This window comes from Aeromicrobium sp. (assembly GCF_014378035.1).
Taxonomy (GTDB): Bacteria; Actinomycetota; Actinomycetes; order Propionibacteriales; family Nocardioidaceae; genus Aeromicrobium.
Map to the genome: position 1 here is coordinate 1 of NZ_JACMOM010000291.1, position 18,934 is coordinate 18,934.

The 18,934-nt window shown below is 67.9% G+C and carries 23 protein-coding genes; 16 read left to right on the forward strand and 7 right to left on the reverse strand.

What is annotated here, in order from left to right:
* Window positions 1–1,306: acyl-CoA carboxylase subunit beta (locus tag H7290_RS14965; RefSeq protein WP_290514818.1), on the reverse strand; the 1,306-nt coding region annotated here is incomplete at its 3' end.
* Window positions 1,307–1,357: 51 nt separating this feature from the next.
* On the opposite strand from H7290_RS14965, the gene H7290_RS14970 reads away from it, so the two are divergent.
* From H7290_RS14970 to purE, 5 genes are all read left to right on the forward strand, one after another.
* The gene (locus tag H7290_RS14970) at window positions 1,358–2,167 is read left to right on the forward strand and encodes a biotin--[acetyl-CoA-carboxylase] ligase (protein WP_290514819.1); all 810 of its coding nucleotides are present in this window, start codon (window positions 1,358–1,360) and stop codon (window positions 2,165–2,167) included.
* A 13-nt stretch (window positions 2,168–2,180) separates the two neighbouring features.
* Window positions 2,181–2,693 (forward strand): PH domain-containing protein, encoded by a 513-nt coding sequence (locus tag H7290_RS14975; protein ID WP_290514820.1) that lies wholly within the window; start codon window positions 2,181–2,183, stop codon window positions 2,691–2,693.
* The gene (locus H7290_RS14980) at window positions 2,680–3,669 is read left to right on the forward strand and encodes an adenylate/guanylate cyclase domain-containing protein (protein ID WP_290514821.1); all 990 of its coding nucleotides are present in this window, start codon (window positions 2,680–2,682) and stop codon (window positions 3,667–3,669) included. Before H7290_RS14975 ends, H7290_RS14980 begins: the two co-directional genes overlap by 14 nt.
* A gap of 9 nt (window positions 3,670–3,678) precedes the next feature.
* Entirely contained in the window at window positions 3,679–4,806 is a 1,128-nt protein-coding gene (locus H7290_RS14985) for a 5-(carboxyamino)imidazole ribonucleotide synthase (protein WP_290514822.1), read from the forward strand.
* Between the two features lie 99 nt (window positions 4,807–4,905).
* Window positions 4,906–5,424, forward strand: a complete 519-nt coding sequence (gene purE / locus H7290_RS14990) for a 5-(carboxyamino)imidazole ribonucleotide mutase (RefSeq protein ID WP_290514823.1) — start codon at window positions 4,906–4,908, stop codon at window positions 5,422–5,424.
* On the opposite strand, the gene H7290_RS14995 is transcribed toward purE, so the two are convergent.
* Window positions 5,421–5,927, reverse strand: a complete 507-nt coding sequence (locus H7290_RS14995; protein WP_290514824.1) for an MSMEG_1061 family FMN-dependent PPOX-type flavoprotein — start codon at window positions 5,925–5,927, stop codon at window positions 5,421–5,423. The two genes, purE and H7290_RS14995, sit on opposite strands and share 4 nt — an antisense overlap.
* A gap of 22 nt (window positions 5,928–5,949) precedes the next feature.
* Window positions 5,950–6,546 (reverse strand): hypothetical protein, encoded by a 597-nt coding sequence (locus H7290_RS15000; protein WP_290514825.1) that lies wholly within the window; start codon window positions 6,544–6,546, stop codon window positions 5,950–5,952.
* A gap of 93 nt (window positions 6,547–6,639) precedes the next feature.
* Here H7290_RS15000 and H7290_RS15005 point away from each other — a divergent pair, with 93 nt between their 5' ends.
* From H7290_RS15005 to H7290_RS15030, 6 genes are all read left to right on the forward strand, one after another.
* Window positions 6,640–7,800 carry an acyl-CoA dehydrogenase family protein gene (locus tag H7290_RS15005; RefSeq protein ID WP_290514826.1) on the forward strand — a complete coding sequence of 387 codons (1,161 nt, stop codon included), beginning with the start codon at window positions 6,640–6,642 and terminating at the stop codon, window positions 7,798–7,800.
* A gap of 67 nt (window positions 7,801–7,867) precedes the next feature.
* Window positions 7,868–8,545 carry a VOC family protein gene (locus H7290_RS15010; protein WP_290514827.1) on the forward strand — a complete coding sequence of 226 codons (678 nt, stop codon included), beginning with the start codon at window positions 7,868–7,870 and terminating at the stop codon, window positions 8,543–8,545.
* 35 nt (window positions 8,546–8,580) lie between these two features.
* A complete protein-coding gene (gene dapE / locus H7290_RS15015) occupies window positions 8,581–9,657 on the forward strand; it encodes a succinyl-diaminopimelate desuccinylase (protein WP_290514828.1) in 1,077 nt (358 codons plus the stop codon).
* A gap of 67 nt (window positions 9,658–9,724) precedes the next feature.
* The gene (locus tag H7290_RS15020) at window positions 9,725–10,465 is read left to right on the forward strand and encodes a TIGR00730 family Rossman fold protein (protein WP_290514829.1); all 741 of its coding nucleotides are present in this window, start codon (window positions 9,725–9,727) and stop codon (window positions 10,463–10,465) included.
* 71 nt (window positions 10,466–10,536) lie between these two features.
* On the forward strand, window positions 10,537–11,112 hold the full coding sequence (locus H7290_RS15025; RefSeq protein ID WP_290514830.1) for a DNA-3-methyladenine glycosylase I: 576 nt from the start codon (window positions 10,537–10,539) through the stop codon (window positions 11,110–11,112).
* 77 nt (window positions 11,113–11,189) lie between these two features.
* Window positions 11,190–11,783, forward strand: a complete 594-nt coding sequence (locus H7290_RS15030) for a hypothetical protein (protein WP_290514831.1) — start codon at window positions 11,190–11,192, stop codon at window positions 11,781–11,783.
* A gap of 25 nt (window positions 11,784–11,808) precedes the next feature.
* Here H7290_RS15030 and H7290_RS15035 read toward each other — a convergent pair whose 3' ends face one another.
* Complete coding sequence (locus tag H7290_RS15035) at window positions 11,809–12,612, reverse strand: enoyl-CoA hydratase-related protein (RefSeq protein ID WP_290514832.1); 804 nt, start codon at window positions 12,610–12,612, stop codon at window positions 11,809–11,811.
* A 106-nt stretch (window positions 12,613–12,718) separates the two neighbouring features.
* On the opposite strand from H7290_RS15035, the gene H7290_RS15040 reads away from it, so the two are divergent.
* Window positions 12,719–12,880 carry a DUF3117 domain-containing protein gene (locus tag H7290_RS15040; protein WP_019145023.1) on the forward strand — a complete coding sequence of 54 codons (162 nt, stop codon included), beginning with the start codon at window positions 12,719–12,721 and terminating at the stop codon, window positions 12,878–12,880.
* Window positions 12,880–13,236, forward strand: coding sequence for a hypothetical protein (locus H7290_RS15045; protein WP_290514833.1), 357 nt, complete (start codon window positions 12,880–12,882; stop codon window positions 13,234–13,236). The genes H7290_RS15040 and H7290_RS15045 overlap by 1 nt, the downstream gene beginning before the upstream one ends.
* A 39-nt stretch (window positions 13,237–13,275) precedes the next feature.
* On the opposite strand, the gene H7290_RS15050 is transcribed toward H7290_RS15045, so the two are convergent.
* Window positions 13,276–14,067, reverse strand: a complete 792-nt coding sequence (locus tag H7290_RS15050) for an O-methyltransferase (RefSeq protein WP_366927644.1) — start codon at window positions 14,065–14,067, stop codon at window positions 13,276–13,278.
* Between H7290_RS15050 and sigE the strand changes: the two genes are divergently transcribed.
* Window positions 14,066–14,632, forward strand: a complete 567-nt coding sequence (gene sigE, locus H7290_RS15055; RefSeq protein ID WP_290514834.1) for an RNA polymerase sigma factor SigE — start codon at window positions 14,066–14,068, stop codon at window positions 14,630–14,632. The genes H7290_RS15050 and sigE overlap by 2 nt on opposite strands.
* Window positions 14,632–15,474: an anti-sigma factor gene (locus H7290_RS15060; RefSeq protein WP_290514835.1), complete on the forward strand. Its 843-nt coding sequence runs from the start codon at window positions 14,632–14,634 to the stop codon at window positions 15,472–15,474. Before sigE ends, H7290_RS15060 begins: the two co-directional genes overlap by 1 nt.
* A 38-nt stretch (window positions 15,475–15,512) precedes the next feature.
* On the opposite strand, the gene H7290_RS15065 is transcribed toward H7290_RS15060, so the two are convergent.
* Together H7290_RS15065 and H7290_RS15070 are read right to left on the reverse strand one after the other, a co-directional pair.
* Window positions 15,513–15,830 carry a sec-independent translocase gene (locus H7290_RS15065; RefSeq protein ID WP_290514836.1) on the reverse strand — a complete coding sequence of 106 codons (318 nt, stop codon included), beginning with the start codon at window positions 15,828–15,830 and terminating at the stop codon, window positions 15,513–15,515.
* A 9-nt stretch (window positions 15,831–15,839) separates the two neighbouring features.
* Entirely contained in the window at window positions 15,840–16,979 is a 1,140-nt protein-coding gene (locus H7290_RS15070; RefSeq protein ID WP_290514837.1) for an Mrp/NBP35 family ATP-binding protein, read from the reverse strand.
* A gap of 270 nt (window positions 16,980–17,249) precedes the next feature.
* On the opposite strand from H7290_RS15070, the gene H7290_RS15075 reads away from it, so the two are divergent.
* Window positions 17,250–18,932 (forward strand): ATP-binding cassette domain-containing protein, encoded by a 1,683-nt coding sequence (locus tag H7290_RS15075; RefSeq protein ID WP_290514838.1) that lies wholly within the window; start codon window positions 17,250–17,252, stop codon window positions 18,930–18,932.
* The last annotated feature ends 2 nt before the right edge of the window (window positions 18,933–18,934 follow it).

Consider the following 18,934-nt stretch of genomic DNA (forward strand, 5'->3'; position numbering starts at 1 on the left):
AGCCCATCACGTCGTACGCACCGCCGTAGGCCTTGCGGGTGATCACGGTGACGAGCGGGACGGTGGCCTCGGCGTAGGCGTAGATCAGCTTCGCGCCGCGGCGGATGATGCCGTTCCACTCCTGGTCGGTGCCCGGCAGGAAGCCCGGCACGTCGACGAAGGTGAGCACCGGGATGTTGAAGGCGTCGCAGGTGCGCACGAAGCGCGCGGCCTTCTCGGCGGCGTCGATGTCGAGGCAGCCGGCGAACTGCATCGGCTGGTTGGCCACGACGCCGACCGGACGCCCCTCGACCCGGCCGTAGCCGATGATCACGTTGGGGGCGAAGAGCTCCATGACCTCGACGAACTCGCCGGGCTCGTCGCCATCAGGGTCGAGGACCGCGGTGATGACGTCGTGCATGTCGTAGGGCTGGTTCGGCGAGTCCGGAATGATCGTGTCGAGGCTGCGGTCGAGCTCGGAGATCTCCATGTCGGCACTGCCACCGTTGGGGGAGTCATGGACGACGCCCTCGTCGAGGTTGTTCTGCGGCAGGTAGGACAGCAGCGCCTTCACGTAGTCGACCGCGTCGTCCTCGTCGGTGGCCAGGTAGTGGGCGTTGCCCGACTTGGTGTTGTGGGTGCGCGCGCCGCCGAGGTCCTCCATCGAGACGTCCTCGCCGGTGACTGTCTTGATGACGTCGGGGCCGGTGATGAACATCGCCGAGGTCTGGTCGACCATGATCGTGAAGTCGGTGACGGCGGGGGAGTAGACGTGACCGCCGGCGTTGGTTCCCATGATCAGCGAGATCTGTGGGATGACGCCCGAGGCGTGCACGTTGCGCTTGAAGATCTCGCCGTAGAGCCCCAGAGAGACGACACCCTCCTGGATGCGTGCGCCCGCCCCCTCGTTGATGCCGATGATGGGGCACCCGGACTTGAGAGCGAGGTCCATGACCTTGGTGATCTTTTCGCCGTAGACCTGGCCGAGGCTGCCGCCGAAGATGCTGAAGTCCTGGCTGAACACGCAGACCTGACGGCCGTCCATCGTGCCGTAGCCGGTGATGACGCCGTCGCCGAGCGGGCGGTTCTTGTCCAGCCCGAAAGCCGTGCTGCGGTGGCGTGCGAGGGCGTCGAGCTCGACGAACGACCCCTCGTCGAGCAGCTGCTCGACCCGCTCACGGGCGCTCTGGCGGCCCTTCGCGTGCTGCTTCTCGGCAGCCCGGCCGGCAACATCGACGAGGACCTCGCTCTGCCGGCGCCTGAAGTCGTCCAGCTTGCCGGCGGTGGTGTGGAGCTCGGGGTGGGCTTCGATCTGCTCTTCAGTCACGGGGGTCAGCGTAACGATTGGTGGTGCGGACCGGTATGTGAGGCTGTTCCCATGCCTTATCGCGACCTGGATCGTCCGCCGCTCGACGCCTCGGTGCTGCGGGCGGCGCTGGTCGGTCCGGGCCGGTTCTGGGCAGACGTGGTCGTCACGGCCCAGACCGGCAGCACCAACGCCGACGTCGCCGCCGCGGCGCGGGCCGGGGCGCCCGAGGGCACCGTGCACACCACTGATCTGCAGACCGCCGGCCGCGGTCGGCTCGACAGGTCATGGCAGTCGCCTGCGGGGTCCGGGGTCATCGTCTCGGTGCTGCTGCGACCCGATTCGGTGCCGGCGGGCCGTTGGGTGTGGCTCCCGCTGCTCGTCGGACTCGCGGTCGACGCGACGGTGCGTGGATGCGGGGTCGAGTCGGGGCTGAAGTGGCCCAACGACGTCATGGTCGACGGTCGCAAGCTCGCGGGCATCCTGCTGGAGCGCATCGACACTCCCACCGGCTCCGCCGCCATCATCGGGGTGGGTCTCAATGTCACGCTTCGCCGCGACGAGCTGCCGGTCGACACCGCGACGTCGCTTGAGCTCGAGGGCGCGTCCGAGACCGACCGAACCATCGTGCTGCGGTCGTTCCTGCGCAACCTCGAAGCGTTGTACCGGGCCTGGTCCGCTGCCGAGGGCGACCCGACGTCAGGCATCCGAGAGTCGTACGTCCGCAGGTGCCTGACGATCGGTACCAGGGTCAGCGTCAGCCTCCCGGACGGTGGCGCGCTCGATGGCATGGCCACCGGCATCGACGACGCCGGGCGCCTGCTGGTCGGCGGAACGGCTGTCAGCGCCGGTGACATCACCCATGTCCGCTCCGCGACGTGACAACATTCGGTACATGAGCCTTCCACGCAAGCTGATGATCGACGGTGAACAGACCGTCGCGACGACCCGCACGCACGTCAAGGTGCTGCTCATCCCGTTCCTGATCCTGCTCGTCGTCGCGGGTGTCGGTGGGTTCCTGGCAGCGAAGGCCGGCGACTCGGGCAGCGGCTACGTCAGGTGGGCGATCCTCGCGATCGGCCTCGTGCTGATCGTCGTCGGCTCGATCGTGCCGTTCGCCACGTGGCTCGCCTGGACCTACACCCTCACCAACAAGCGGATCGTCGAGCAGAAGGGCCTCCTGACCCGCACCGGACGGGTCATCCCGTTGAGTCGTATCAATGATGTTGCTTTCGAGAAGAACCTCAACGACCGCATCCTCGGATGCGGGACGCTGATCATCCACGACGCCAGTGAGCAGGCCGGGCTCGAGCTCAGGGACATCCCACACATCGAGGCCTTCCACCGCACCGTCACCAATCTCGTGTTCGAGATGCATGACAAGACGGCACGTGATGAATCGGTCTGAGTTGCGCGACCACCTGGCCCGCCAGATCCTCGGCAGTGACCTCACGCTCACCAGCAGCGAAGTCGTCGCTCGAGGCGGGCTGAGCCTCGAGGAGGGCCAACGACTCTGGCGGGCGCTGGGTTTCCCCGACACCGGCGACGCGGTGGCGTACGGAGAGTCAGACGTCGCAGCGGTGGCGTCGGTCGTCGCGGCGATCGACGTCGGCGTCCTCGACGAGCAGACGGTCTTCCGCATGACCCGGGCACTCGGAAACACCATGTCGAGGCTCGCCGACTGGCAGGTCTCGACTCTCGTCGAGCAGGTCGAGCACGACGTCGAGGGAGGCAAGTCCGGCAGCCGGCTCGAGGCGGCGCTGGACCTCGCCCAGAACGCAGCCCCCGGCTTCGAGCAGCTGATGATCTACTCGTGGCGTCGTCACCTCGCCGCCGCCGCGGCCCGTATCGAGGCCCTCGGTGCGGCCGATGAAGAACTCCTCTCCACGATCATGACGGTGGGTTTCGCCGACCTCACACGCTTCACCTCGCTGTCCAACGACCTCGACGACAGCAGTCTCGGTGCGCTCGTCGAGAACTTCGAGACCCGTTGCGCCGACATCGTCACGGCGCACGGCGGGCGGGTCATCAAGACCATGGGCGACGCCGTGCTGTTCGTGTGCAACGACCCCGCCGAGGGCACACGGACATCGCTCGACCTCGTCAACCAGATCGCCTTGCGCGATGACCTTCCTGACATCCGGGTCGGCCTGGCAACCGGATCGGTCATCAGCCGGCTCGGTGACGTGTTCGGGCCGCCGGTCAACCTCGCGGCGCGGCTCTCCCACGTTGCCCGCAGCAACCGGGTGCTGATCGATGCCGCCACGGCGTCGACCCTCGATGATGAGTTCGACCTCCGCACCTTGCCGCCGCGGCCCCTGCGCGGTTTCGGCAACCTCTCGCCGATCACGGTGAGTGAACGCCGCGCGTTCCGGTCCAGATAGGCTGAGGGGGTGCCCTCACCACAGCTCGCGGTCATCGGCGGAGGCCAGCTGGCCCGCATGATGCAGCAGGCCGCGATCGGCCTTGGCATCCACATCCGTCTGCTGGCCGAGGCGCCTGACGTCTCTGCCGCACAGGTGGTCCCCGACCACGTCGTGGGCGACTACACGAACCTCGACACCCTGCGGTCGGTCGTCGCGGAGGCGCCGGTGGTGACGTTCGACCACGAGCACGTCCCGCCAGAGCATCTGCGCGCGCTGCAGGCCGAGGGGCACGCGTGCCGCCCCGGCCCGCACGCGCTGCTCTTCGCCCAGGACAAGGCTGCGATGCGTCAACGACTCGGAGCGCTGGGGGTGCCCTGCCCGCGCAACGCCGCGATCAGCACCAGGGCCGACCTCGACCAGTTCGGCTACCCCGCGGTCGTGAAGACGACCCGCGGCGGCTACGACGGCAAGGGTGTGTGGGTCGTGCACACGGCAGCTGATGCTGACGAGGCGTTCGCATCGGGACGGGTGCTGCTCGCCGAGGAGCTCGTCGACTTCCGCCGTGAGCTGTCGGCCCTCGTCGTGAGGTCGCCGTCCGGGGAGATGGCCAGCTACCCCGTCGTCGAGTCGCGCCAGGCCAACGGCGTGTGCGCCGAGGTCGTCGCCCCGGCCCCGGGACTCGACCCGACGCTCGACGCCGCGGCACGGGGCATCGCCGAACGCCTTGCCGCCGAGCTCGATGTCACCGGCATCTTGGCGGTCGAGCTGTTCGAGACCGCCGACGGTCGCCTTCTGGTCAATGAGCTCGCGATGCGTCCGCACAACACGGGTCACTGGACGATCGACGGTGCCCGCACGAGCCAGTTCGAGAATCATCTGCGGGCCGTGCTCGACCTGCCCCTCGGCCCGACAGGTGCTCGCGCGCCCTGGTCGGTCATGGTCAACATCCTGGGCGGTTCCGTGGCGGACCTCGAGGCCCAGCGCGCGTCGGTGCTCGCGGTCGAGCCCGACATCAAGATCCACCTCTACGGCAAGCCGGTGAAGGCTGGACGCAAGGTCGGCCACGTCACGGCCTACGGCGACGATCTCGACATCGTCACAGCGCGGGCCAGACGTGCCGCGGCGATGTTCACCGACGGTGCCCCGCAGTCTTGAGCCGTCGGTGCCGATGTTCGCTCTCGGCGTCGTCGGGCCGGGCAGGTTCGGGCTGCTGCGCCGATAGTCTGAACGGCACCCACGGAACAGGAGCGCCTCATGACAGATCTTCCCCGCGTCGGCATCATCATGGGATCAGACTCGGACTGGCCCACCATGCAAGAGGCAGCGACGGCCCTCGCAGAGTTCGACATCGCCTACGAGGCTGACGTCGTCTCTGCGCATCGCATGCCAGAGGAGATGCTGGCCTACGGGCGCGATGCGCATGCCCGCGGCATCGAGGTCATCATCGCGGGCGCGGGCGGTGCCGCGCACCTGCCGGGCATGATCGCCGCGGTCACACCCCTGCCGGTCATCGGCGTGCCGGTCGCGCCCAAGCACCCCGACGGCATCGACTCGTTGCTCTCGATCGTCCAGATGCCGGCCGGCGTGCCGGTGGCGACGGTGTCGATCGGCAACGCCCGGAACGCCGGTCTGCTGGCCGTGCGCATCCTCGCCGCCGGCGATGCCGACCTGACCGCCCGCATGCTGACGTTCCAGAAGGATCTTGCCGACACCGCTCGGGCCAAGGGCGAGAAGGTCCGCAACCCCACCGGCAAGGGTCTCGGGTTCCGCTAGGCGCCTGTTGTCCGCGGCGACGGGTCAGTAGACCGCAGGAATGCCTTCGAGCAGTGAAAGAAGATCTGCGCGACCGCGACCTCGAGGATGATGGCGGGGCGGTGCCCCTTGACGACCATCTGATCGGCGTAGGGCGCATCGGCCAGCAGGGTTGCGCGCCCGTTGACGCGCAAGGTGTCGCCGCGTCCGGGAATGAGGAAGATGAGCCCGACGTGGGGGTTCTTCAGGATGTTGGCAAACCCGTCGGCCCTGCGGTTGACCGGTCGTTCAGGGATGGCGACCGTCGTGTCGTCGACGACGACAGCGAAGCCGGACGGGTCGCCCTTCGGCGAGACGTCGCAGCGGCCGTCGGCGTCGGACGTCGCGACCATGCAGAACGGGGAGGCAGCGATCCAGTCGCGGTGCTCGGACGTGAACATCCGGCGGTCCTTGTCGAGGACCCGTTGGATCGGGGTGCCGAGCAGCTCGCGCAACGCGGCGTCAGTCGTGATCTCGATGTGCATGCCAGCAGGCTCCGCGCGATCGTCAGGCCTCCTGCACGTAGGAGCTCAGGGATGTGAGCGTCGGCTGCGCGGGCGACGAGGCGAAGCCGAAACGCACGGCGGGAGTCACCGGTGCGAGCTCGCCGAGCTCGTCACCCTCCCAAGTGGCACGAGCATCGCGGAGCTTGTGCACATCGCGGGCGGCGTACCACTCAGTACGCCCGTTGCCGGCCGATCCGTAGGTCTGCACGCCCGGCATCAGCCGGCTCGCGACCGGGCTGCAGACTCGAGCCCACGCGGCCGTGCGGCGCAGCGGCGGCGGCACGGCGCGCAGCAGCGGCGCAACCCAGAGCCTGCTGCCGGGGGTGAAACGCAGCTGCATCGATCGGGTGTGCACCGACCAGTGATCGCCTCGTTCGACCGACACGGGCTCGATGCGCACCTCGTCGAAGGAGTAGGTCGAGGCGACGTAGTCAGCGATCTCCTGGCGGGGCGCGAGCAGGATGCGGTGGTTGTCGGCGTCCTCGACCATGACGTCGGCGAAGGACCCGAACGGCGTGTCGTCCCAGATGCCCACCACGATCCGGGTGCCGGACGTCGTACCGATTCCGGCGATGTGGCCGGTGAAGGTGCGGATCATGTCTCCAGTGTGTCCGATCACACGAAAGATCTGGTGCGGGTATTTCGTGAGGAGGGATAGAATTAGTAGGTCGTCCTACTAAATGGAGTCCTCATGTCCGACATGTTCGTCCTGTCCGAAGAGCACCAAGCCATTCGTGAGGCCGTTCGCGCGGTTGCCGAAGCCAAGATTGCGCCGTTCGCCGCCGACGTCGACGAGCAAGCTCGCTACCCCAAGGAAGCTGCCGCGGCGCTTCTCGCCGCCGACTTCCACGCCCCGCACGTGCCCGAGATGTACGGGGGAGCGGGCGCCGATGCTCTTGCCACCGTGCTGGTCATCGAGGAGATCGCGCGCGTCTGCGTGTCGTCGTCCCTGATCCCCGCCGTCAACAAGCTCGGCTCCCTGCCCGTCATGATCGGCGGCGACGAGCAGATCAAGAAGACCTACCTCTCGCGCCTGGCCGCAGGGGAGGGCTTCTCCTACTGCTTGTCCGAGCCCGACGCCGGCAGTGATGCGGCCAACCAGAAGACCAAGGCAGTCCGCGACGGCGACGACTGGGTGCTCAACGGCGTCAAGCGCTGGATCTCTAACGCCGGCGTCTCGGAGTTCTACACGGTCCTCGCAGTCACCGACCCCGACAAGCGCACCAAGGGCATCAGCGCCTTCGTCGTCGAGAAGTCCGACGAGGGCGTCTCGTTCGGCGCGCCGGAGAAGAAGCTGGGCATCAAGGGGTCGCCCACCCGCGAGGTCTACCTCGACAACGTCCGCATTCCGGGTGATCGCATCATCGGCAAGGAGGGCACGGGGTTCGCCACCGCCATGAATACCCTCGACCACACCCGGGTGACGATTGCCGCGCAGGCCGTCGGCGTCGCGCAGGGTGCTCTTGATTACGCCCTCGGCTACATGCAGGAGCGCAAGCAGTTCGGCAAGAAGATCGCCGACTTCCAGGGGCTGCAGTTCATGATCGCGGACATGGGCATGAAGGTCGAGGCGGCGAGGCAGCTGACGTACGCGGCCGCCGGCCGCTCGGAGCGCGGCGACAAGGACCTGACCTTCTTCGGCGCCGCGGCCAAGGCATTCGCGTCCGACACCGCGATGCAGGTCACGACCGACGCCGTGCAGCTGCTTGGCGGCTACGGTTTCACTCGCGACTACCCCGTCGAGCGCATGATGCGCGACGCCAAGATCACCCAGATCTACGAGGGCACCAACCAGGTTCAGCGCGTCGTGATGGCCCGCCAGCTCCTCAACGGGGTCCAGAGCAAGCTCTGACCGACCCACTCACCCAGGCCCGACGCCACGGGTGTGACGTGTCGGGAGTGGCGAATAGGGTCTCACCATGCCTCTCGTGACGTTCAAGAATCTGTGCCTCGACGCCAACGATGTGGCCGCGGTACAAGGATTCTGGGCTGAGGTGCTCGGTTGGACGCTCGAAGAGCTCGCGGACGACGAGGCGGTACTGCGCGGCGACGGTCCGGGTGAGGAGTTCTGGATCAACTGCGTCCCGGAGGCGCGCACCGTCAAGCAGCGGGTGCACCTCGATTTCCGGGCCGCATCTCTGGAGGCGTTCGAGGGCCTCGAGCAGCTGTCGCGGGCCGGAGAGTTCGCCTGGACAGTGTTCGCCGACCCCGAGGGTGGCGAGCTCTGCGTGTTCACGTACGACGACCCTCCGTCCGTCCTGCTCAAGGCCGTCGGAATCGACGCCGTCGACCACGTGGCCATCTCCGGGTGGTGGGAGGGTCTTCTCGGTGGCGTCCTCAGCCACGACGATGACGGCTATTCATCACTCAGCGACATCCCCGGTTCCACCCTCGAGTCTTTCGACTTCGTGCCGGTCCCGGAGCCCAAGACCGTCAAGAACCGCATCCACTGGGACGTCACGTTGACCGGCGACGCCACTGTCGATGATCTGGTCGCCGCTGGTGCCACGCTGCTCCGGCCGCCCGACGACGGGCAGCGCTGGACGGTCATGGCCGACCCCGAGGGCAACGAGTTCTGCGTCTTCCCCCGGACGTGACCGCGGCGCCGCTCGTCGCGTGATGGAATGAAGCAGTGAACCCCGCCCCACCGCCCGAGATCGACCTGACCTCCGATGTGGTCAGCCTCACCGCGGCGCTCGTCGACATCGCCTCGGAGAGCCTGGACGAGCAGGCGATAGCCGACGCGGTCGAGTCGGCCATGCGTGGGCTCGCGCATCTGGAGGTCATCCGCGATGGCCACACGATCGTCGCCCGCACGTCGCTCGGACGCCCGGAGCGCGTCGTCATCGCCGGACATCTTGACACCGTCCCGGTCAATGGCAACCTGCCCTCGCGGCTCGAGGGCGAGATCCTGCACGGGCTCGGCTCCTGCGACATGAAGGGAGGCGTGGCCATCGCCCTTCTGCTGGCAGCATCGGTCACCGAGCCGAGCCGCGACATCACCTTCGTGTTCTATGAGGCCGAGGAGATTGCCGCCGAGTTCAATGGCCTGGGACGCCTCGCCCGCGAGCGACCCGATCTGCTCGCCGGCGACTTCGCGATCCTGATGGAGCCGTCCAACGCGGGCGTCGAGGCCGGCTGCCAGGGCACGATGCGCGTCGACATCCGCACCACCGGCGAGCGCGCGCACTCGGCGCGCGCCTGGATGGGCAGCAACGCCATCCACGCTCTGGCCCCGGTGCTCGACGGCCTCAACGCCTACGTGCCGCGACAGGTCGAGATCGACGGGTTGGTCTACCGCGAGGGCCTGAACGCCGTAGGCATCCGCGGAGGCGTGTCGGGCAACGTCGTGCCCGACGAGGCGGTCGTCACCATCAACTTCCGCTTCGCGCCCGACCGCACCGAAGAACAGGCCCACCGGCACCTGCAAGAGATCTTCGAGGGATTCGGTCTCACCGTCACCGACTCGGCGCCGGGCGCGATGCCCGGCCTCTCGCACCCCGCCGCAGCGGCGTTCGTCGACGCAGTCGGTGCCGAGGTGCACCCCAAGTTCGGCTGGACCGATGTCGCGCAGTTCACCCGGCTGGGCATCCCGGCGGTCAACTACGGGCCCGGCGACCCCCTGTACGCCCACAAGGCCGACGAGCACGTTCCCGTCGAGCACCTCCACCGGGTGCACGACCGACTCACCAGATGGCTGACAGCATGAGCGAGCAACATCGAGTGGACAACAGGTGGCCTCGTTCGTATCTCTGGCCCTTCACGAGGGAGACAGCATGACCGACACCAGCAAGCGTCCCGAGACCCATCAGAAGGGCCCGGTGCGCCTCAAGCGCGACCAGATGCCCGACAGCACGACCGACCAGCGGCTGCTCGACTCCCGCGGCCCCACCGACTGGGTCCACACCGACCCGTGGCGGGTGCTGCGCATCCAGGCCGAGTTCGTCGAGGGCTTCGGTGCGCTCTCCGAGCTGGGCCCCGCGGTGAGCATCTTTGGCTCGGCCCGCACCAAGCCTGACGACCCGATGTACGAGGCCGGGCGCCAGATCGCCGCGAAGCTGTGCGAACAGGGCTACGCCATCATCACCGGCGGTGGGCCTGGAGCGATGGAGGCGGCCAACCGCGGTGCCAGCGAGTGCGGCGGTGTGTCGGTCGGCCTGGGCATCGAGCTCCCGCACGAGCAGGGACTCAACGACTGGGTCGACATCGGCACCAACTTCCGTTACTTCTTCGTGCGCAAGACGATGTTCGTGAAGTATGCGCAGGGCTACATCGTGCTGCCGGGCGGTTTCGGCACCATGGACGAGCTCTTCGAGGCTCTGACGCTTGCGCAGACCGGCAAGATCACGTCCTTCCCGATCGTGCTGTTCGGCACCGAGTACTGGGGTGGGCTGATCGACTGGCTCCGGTCGACGATGCTCGCCGACGGCAAGGTCGGCTCACATGACATCGACATGCTGCACCTGACGGACGACGTCGACGAAGCCGTGTCGTGGTTCATCGAGCAGGACGTGTAGTCCACCTGCCGACGACTCCACGTGCGAGTGCCGAGTCCGAGACTGTCCTTGGCGGGTGGCACGATCCACGCATGGCCCCCTCTGCGAGTCTCGGCGTCGTGCGTTGCCCCTGGGGCGACGATCCGGCCATGACCGCCTACCACGACGCCGAGTGGGGTCGCGAGCTCCGTGCCGACCGCGAGCTGTTCGAGCGGATGTCGCTCGAAGCCTTCCAATCGGGTCTCTCGTGGTTGATCATCCTGCGCAAGCGCGACCGGTTCCGTGAGGTGTTCGCCGACTTCGCCCCAGACGTGGTCGCGAGCTTCGACCACGACGACGTCACGCGGCTGCTCGACGACTCCGGCATCGTCCGCAACCGCATGAAGATCGAGGCGACGATCAGCAATGCCCGCACGCTCCTCGATCTCGGCGAGTCGTTCACCGACCTGCTGTGGTCGTTCGCGCCGCCGGCTCGCCCTGCCCCGCAGACCTTCGCCGACGTCCCCTCGACCACGGCAGAGTCGATCGCCATGGCCACGGCGCTGAAGAAGAGGGGTTTCCGCTTCTTCGGGCCCACGACCGCCTACGCCCTGATGCAGGCCACCGGCATGGTCAACGACCATCTCGAGCAGTGCGTTGCGCGCCACGGCTCCTACACGGGTGGGTGAGCCCCTCCAGCCACATCTGCACCACTCGTCAGGCGTGGCTCACCAGAATCGGTCTGTGTGACGCCTACGCTTCCTCCATGGCCCCCCACAGGAGAATTCCCCGCTCCCGCAGAGCACTCGGCGCAGTCGGGCTGCTCGTCTCTGCCGTCCTTGTCGCGACCGTCGGCCTCGTTGCCGCCTCCGTCCCGATGCTCATCGTCTCCACCATCTATGCCGTGATCAGCGGCGTCGTGGCGGCTCGTCTGTTGTCCAGCGAGGTGGCGCACCTGCGGCTCGACTGGGCTCATGACCGCGCCACGTTGGCCCAGGACAACCGCGTCACCGCGGTCGTACGCTCGCAGGAGAACGCTGCCTTCGCCACCCAGATGGGCTCCCGCATCCGTCTTCGCGAGGCACAGCTGGCCGAGCTGCGCGAGGGCCTCCTGACGACTGAGATCGACCTTGCCAGGTCACGCGAGCGTCTGTCGGCAGAGCGTGCCCGGTCCGCGGCGCTGGAGTCAGACGCCGACTCCGCTCGGTCCGACCTCGAGTCGGCGCGTGTCGACCTGAGGTCGGCGACCGATGCGCTCGCCGACAGCGAAAGTGCTCAGCTGCAAGCCCAGGCACAGATCCTCGCGTGGGAAGAGTCGGCTGCCGAGTCCAGCCGTCAACCCGGCCGCCGATACGCCTGACCGACACCCGGAGAAGCCTCCCGCGTCACCGACCGGTGAAGGTGGGCTTCTCCTTGGCGAGGAAGGCCTTCACGGCAGCCAGATGGTCGTCAGACTGCCCGGTCAACGCCATCTTCTGCGCCTCGTTCTCCAGTGACGACGGCAGGTCGTGCGTCGCGGAGAAGGCGAGTGCGCGCTTGATCGAGGCAAGGGCCAGCGTCGGCCCATCAGCGAGCGCCCGCGCCAGCGTTGCGACCTCGGCATCGAAGTCGGCGTCGTCGACGACCTTCGTGGCGAGCCCCAGGGCATGTGCCTCGTCGGCACCGATCGTGCGAGGCTGCATCAGCAGCTGGGTGGCTCGGCCGTGCCCGACGAGCCGCGGCAGCGTCCAGGAGGCGCCGGTGTCGCACGACAGTGCGATACCGGCGAAGGCGAGGTTGAAGCCGGCGGAGCGACGCAGCACGCGGAAGTCGGCGGCGAACGCGAGCGACGCCCCGGCACCAGCGGCGATGCCGTTGACGGCGGCAATGACGGGCTTGGGCATCGTCGCGATCGCGGTGACCGTGGGGTTGTAGTGCTCGGCGACGGTGTCGAGCCGGCCGCCGGCGCCGTCGCCGGTGAGCTCGGCGACATGCTCCTTGAGGTCCTGGCCGACGCAGAAGGCCCGTCCGGTGCCTGTCAGGACGACGCAACGCACCGCGCTGTCGGCCGCGGCCTCGTGCATCGCGTCGCGGAGCGCCACCTTCGTCGCGAGCGTGAGACTGTTCATCGAATCGGGTCGGTCGAACGTCACCGTGCCCACACCATCGGCCACCTCGTAGGTGACCGGGGGTGTACTGGGATCGCTCATGGCGTGCCTCCTGTGGGCTGCGGTCGGATGCCGCAAAGCCATAGGCGATAATAGAAGACATGCTTCACGCCGTAGCGGCTGGAGCCCCAGGACGAGAGGGGAACTGATGGCCGCCATGAAGCCACGGACCGGAGACGGGCCGATGGAGGTCACCAAAGAGGGACGATGCATCGTGATGCGCGTCCCGCTCGAAGGGGGCGGTCGCCTCGTGGTCGAGCTCAACAACGAGGAAGCCGCCACGTTGGGCGACGCGCTCAAAGCGGTCTGATGTACGGGCTGACCGTCCGTTGGTCGCTCGTGGACGCCCCCAAGGGCACGCTCAGGGCGTTGAGGGCATACGTCGAAGACGAGTCATTTGCCAAATTCGCCGGACTCGAAGGGCTGCGGTTCAAGATGTGGCGCGCCCACAAGGGTGAGTGGTTCGAGGGGTCCTACGTCTTCGTGTCCGACGCCACCCGCGCGGCCTTCCAGGCGGAGTTCGAAAAACGTGCCGCCAAGTCGCCCGGATCCAAGATCATCGGCTCGGCGCCCATCCTCATCGAGGCGTGCGAGATCGTGGGCGTCGTGAGAGGTCCCTCGGGCTTCCGCTCCTCATCGCACTTCGAGCACGACTCGAAGGACTGACGCCCGCGGCCGTGAGCCGGTGGGCGGTGCAGGGTGCCGTCAGAGCAGTTGTGCGGCGAGCAGCCCGTCGCCCATGGGCAGCAGCACGCTGCGCAGGCGATCGTCGTTGGAGACCCGCTGCACGACCTCGCGGATCGCCGTCGTCTCTGGATCGCGCTGCGAAGGATCGGCGACACGGTCGTGCCACAGCGCGTTGTCGAAGACCACGATGCCGCCGGGCCTGACGAGCCGCAGGGCCTGCTCGAGGTACTCGCCGTACTCGACCTTGTCACCGTCGAGGAAGACCATGTCGTAGCCGCCGTCGGTGAGGCGCGGCATGACGTCGAGCCCGGCACCGGCGATGAGCCGAAAGCGCTGCGGCGCGTAGCCCGCTTCGGTGAAGGTCTCGCGGGCAAGGCGCTGGTGCTCCGCCTCGAGGTCGACCGAGGTGAGCACCGCGTCGGGCTGCATGCCCCGCAGGAGCCACAGGCCCGAAACGCCCGTACCGGTGCCGACTTCGGCGACCGACCTGGCCTGCAAGGCCGAGGCGAGGAAGGCGAGTACCGCTCCGGCGCCCGTACCGACCGGCACGACGCCGACCTGGTCGGCGCGACGGCGGGCCGCCGCGAGGTTGTCGTCCTCGCTCAGGTAGTCCTCGGCGTAGGCCAGGCTGGCTGAGGTGGTGATCGTGGGCTCCTTGGTCGGTTCGTCTCCCGCACGACGTCGCGCAGGGCTCTCATCACAGACTAGTGGTGCTCGTGCGGCAGACCGGGGAGGCGACGCGCAAGAGATACGGGAACAGTCAGTCCGCTCTGTGCGTTCTCTCAGGTGAAAGGTCGACGATTGAGTCATGAAGGTAGAAGACGTGGACACGGCAACACTCGACTGGAACGACATCGTCGCGGATCACTCCGCCCGGGTCTACCGACTCGCCTACCGCCTGACCGGCAACCGGCAGGACGCCGAAGACCTCACCCAAGATGTGTTCATCCGCGTGTTTCGATCGCTCGACACCTACGAACCGGGCAACTTCCCCGGCTGGCTCCACCGCATCACGACCAACCTGTTCCTTGACCGGGTCCGTCGCAAGACCCGCCTGCGCATGGACGGTTTCGGAGAGGGCGCCGAGGACCGGTTGCTGAGCTCGGAGGTGCTGCCGGAGTCGGCAGTGCACGACGCCAACTTCGACCCCGACATCGAGTCGGCGCTCGCGTCGTTGTCCGATGAGTTCCGGGTGGCTGTCGTCCTCTGTGACATCGAGGGTCTGTCCTACGAGGAGATCGCCGATGTCCTGGGCATCAAGCTCGGCACCGTTCGCTCCCGTATCCACCGCGGCCGCACACAGCTTCGCGAGACACTCGCCCACCGTGCCCCCCGCAAGGGCCGCACGCGATTTGTGGGGCCGGTCGGCATCTGATGGCTCACCTGGGCGCCGACGTTGCCGCATTCGTGGACGGACAGCTGTCCGTTGCCACGATGCAGGACGCCGAAGCCCACCTCGAGTCGTGCGACGAGTGCCGCAAGGCGGTGCGGCAGCAACGTATGGTCAAGTCGCGCATGAGCACCGTCGCTGCGCCCGAGCCGCCAGCGGCCCTCCTGGCCTCGCTCGCCGGGCTTGCCTGCGCCCCGCCCGCCCGCGACGGCTGGTGGTCGCGCCTGCGCCGCTCGACCTTCTTCCGCGCAGGGTTCGTGCTCGCCGGGGCATCATTCGCCGTCGTTGTCGCCGCGTATGCGGTGGGAGGTGCCGACCACCGCATCGGCGACCAGGTGTCGCCCCCGATGGATCGCTACGTCACCGACTTCCACGGTGGCACGACGGTCCAGGCCGGCAACGTCATCAGCGAGTCCACGATGAGTGACCTCGGCGGCGCTGGCTGGCCCTGCCACGTGACGCTGGCCGGGAGCCTGCGCCGGACGGCGGCGTCGTACACCGATCACGACGAGGTCGTCGCCCTGACCTACTCAGACGGCATCGCGAAGCTCAATCTCTACGAGCAGAGCGGCGCCCTTGACCGGGAGGGTCTTGACGGCTTCAGGATGGCGAGGATGGGTGGTTCGCAGGTCTGGGTCCGTGACGGTGACCCGATGCTCGTCACGTGGGACGACGAAGGTGTCGTCTACACCATCGTGACCGACGCCCGACGCGATCGGGTCGCGCGTGCGGTGGCCGAGCTGCCCAAGGGCGCATACGACGAGGGACCTGTCGACCGCATCGGTGACGGGCTCACCCGCATGACGGCGTGGGCCGACGCGGCCTGACGCACGAACACGAAGTGGCGTGACCCCGGACGGCTGACTCAGGTCGACTCAGGATCGAACGGCGGTGTCTCGCCGGGCCGCAGGATGCGGGCTTCCTTGGTCGCGGCCGGGGTGGTGTCCTCGTCGAGGAAGTTGCGGCGCACCATCTCCCGCGGGTCGAGATCTTTGAGGTTGAGCCCTGAGAGGTCTTGGCCGATCTCGCGACCGAGGTCGTCCTTGGCGTTGTCGGCCATGCGGCGGAGTGTGCGTACGAATCCCCCTGCCTGCTTGGCGAGCTCGGGAAGCCTCTCGGGGCCGAACACGAGCATGGCGACAACGGCGATGACGAACATCTCCGGCCATCCCATGCCAAACATGGGAGGCTCCTACAACCGTCCGGCAGGTGCGAGGCCGAGCTGCATGCCGACGAGGCCACGGGAGCGACCGCTGAGCTGGTCAGCGACTCCCTGCAGGATCTTGGCGGCCTCGGAGTCGGGGTCGGTCTCGACGATCGGATCGCCGGAGTCTCCGCCCTCACGCAGGTGTTCGTCGAGGGGGATCTGGCCGAGCATCGGGACGTCGTAACCGAAGCGGGCCGTCAGCGTCTCGGCAACCTTGGCAGCTCCGCCCGATCCGAAGATCTCCATGCGCTCCCCGCCGGGGACCTGGAGGTACGACATGTTCTCGAGGACGCCGACGACACGCTGATGCATCATCGAGGCCATCGTGCCGGCACGCTCGGCAATGATCGCGGCGGCGGGCTGCGGTGTCGTGACGACGAGGACCTCGGCGTTGGGCAGGTGTTGGCCGAGGCTGATGGCCATGTCGCCGGTGCCGGGCGGCAGGTCGAGCAGCAGGACGTCGAGGTCGCCCCAGTAGACGTCGCTCAGCATCTGGACGAGCGCACGGTCGAGCATCGGCCCGCGCCACGCGACAACCTGGTCGCGACGGGGCTTGAGCATGCCGATGCTGATGACCTTCATGCCCTTGACCGGGACGGGCATGATCATGTCCTCGACCTGGGTGGGGCGGAGGTCGCCGACGCCGAGCATGTCAGGGATGGAATGGCCGTAGATGTCGGCGTCGACGATACCGACCTTGAGCCCGCGCTTGGCCATGGCCAAGCCGAGGTTGACGGTGACAGTCGACTTGCCGACCCCGCCCTTGCCCGAGGCGATGGCGAAGACCTTGGTGAGCGAGCCGGCCTGTGCGAAGGGGACCTCCCGCTCGGTGCGCCCGCCGCGCAGCAGCTCTTGCATGCTCTTGCGCTGTTCGTCGGTCATGACGCCCATGTCGACGACGACGGCGTGGGCCGGAGCGACGGTCGCGACTGCGGCGGTGATGTCGCGGGTGAGAGTGTCCTTGAGCGGGCATCCCGAGACGGTGAGCAGAAGACGGACCGTGATCTGCGCTTCCTCGATCGTGATGACGTCGACCATGCCGAGCTCGGTGATGGGTCGCTTGATCTCTGGATCGTTGACCGTGCCAAGTGCTTCGCGGATCTGTTCTTCGGTTACCACTGCCATGCCTTCATCGTACGCGGGTGGTCTGTGCGCAGCGCCCGGAGTGGGGCCCGACGGTGCTGCCTCACGGTGTGGAGGGCGCCAACCCCTGGGCCAACATCGTCGATCGCGTACGAAGCGGTGGTTCACGGTGCTGGCGCAGCACCGTGTCGTCGCGGTCGGTGCGCAGCTGCTCCGCCAGAGTCAGGCATCTTCGCGAACGAGGATGAGACGGGGTGCCGCGCCACGATGGCAGTCTGTCTGACGGTTCTGGAGGGGTGGAAGGATGTCCGGGTGGGACACCTCGACCTGAACACGATCGGCTACGTCCTGTCCGACGGACGACCCGTGCTCGACGACGTCAGCCTCCGGGTCGGCGAGGGAGCGAAGGTCGCGCTGATCGGGCCCAACGGCAGCGGCAAGACGACGTTGACCCGTATCGCGGTGGGCGACCTCGACCCCCACGCTGGGGCGGTGACCGTCAGCGGTGGGCTCGGGGTGATGCGGCAGTTCATCGGGTCGGTGCGTGACGAGACGACGGTCCGTGACCTTCTCGTGTCGGTGGCGCCTCAGCCGGTGCGCGCGGCGGCGTCAGAGGTCGACCGCACCGAACAGCTGATGATGGAGCGCGACGAGGAACGCGACCAGATGGCGTACGCGCAGGCGCTCGTCGACTGGGGTGACGCCGGTGGCTACGAGCACGAGGCGATGTGGGACATGTGCACCGTCTCGGCTCTGGGGATCCCGTTCCAGCAGGCCCAGTGGCGGCAGGTCACGACGCTGTCGGGTGGGGAGCAGAAACGGCTTGTCCTCGAGGCGCTGCTCCGGGGACCCGAACAGGTGCTGCTGCTCGATGAGCCCGACAACTATCTCGACGTCCCGGCGAAGCGATGGCTCGAGCAGCAGCTCGTCGACACCAGCAAGACCGTCCTCTTCGTGAGCCACGACCGCGAGCTCATCGAGCGAGTTGCCGGGCGGATCGCGACGCTCGAGCCCGGCGCGGCCGGCAGCAGCCTGTGGGTGCACCCGGGACGATTCTCGACGTACCTCCAGGCGCGCATCGATCGCAACGCGAAGCTCGAGGAACGTCGCCTCCGCTGGGACGAGGAGCGCGCCAAGCTCAAGGCGCTGGTCCTGATGTACCGGCAGAAGGCTGCCTACAACTCTGACATGTCGGCGCGCTACCAGGCTGCGCAGACCCGACTCGAACGCTTTGAGCGGGAGGGCCCGCCCGAGGCCGTGCCGCTTGCGCAGAACCTGCGGATGAAGCTCGAGGGCGGCCGCACGGCCAAGCGCGCCGTCGTCGCCGAGCACGTCGAGCTGAGCGGGCTGATGCAGCCGTTCGACCTCGAGATCTGGTTCGGTGAACGGGTCGCGGTGCTCGGCAGCAACGGCTCGGGCAAGTCGCACTTCCTGCGGCTGCTGGCAGCGGGCGGGTCGCGTCCTGACCTCGAGCACGAGCCGGTCGGCGACGTCGTGCCGCCCCCTGTCGACCACACAGGAATGGCCCGGCTGGGGTCGCGCGTCCGTCCGGGCTGGTTCGCCCAGACCCACGAGCACCCGTCGCTGCTGGGGCGGACGCTGCTCGACATCCTGCACCACGGTGACGGGCATCGTCGGGGAATGGGACACGAGGGCTCGGCCAAGGCCCTGGACCGATACGGCCTGGCCAAGGCCGGCGACCAAGTCTTCGAGCAGCTGTCGGGTGGGCAGCAGGCGCGATTCCAGATCCTGCTGCTCGAGCTGTCACACGCGACGATGCTGCTGCTCGACGAGCCGACCGACAACCTCGATCTGGAGTCCGCCGAGGCGCTCGAGGATGCTCTTGCACGGTTCGAGGGCACCGTCGTCGCCGTGACCCACGACAGATGGTTCGCCCGAGGCTTCGACCGCTTTCTGGTGTTCGGTGCCGACGGCATCCTCCGCGAGACCGACGAGCCCGTGTGGGACGAACCGCGGGTCGATCGCGCCCGTTGACC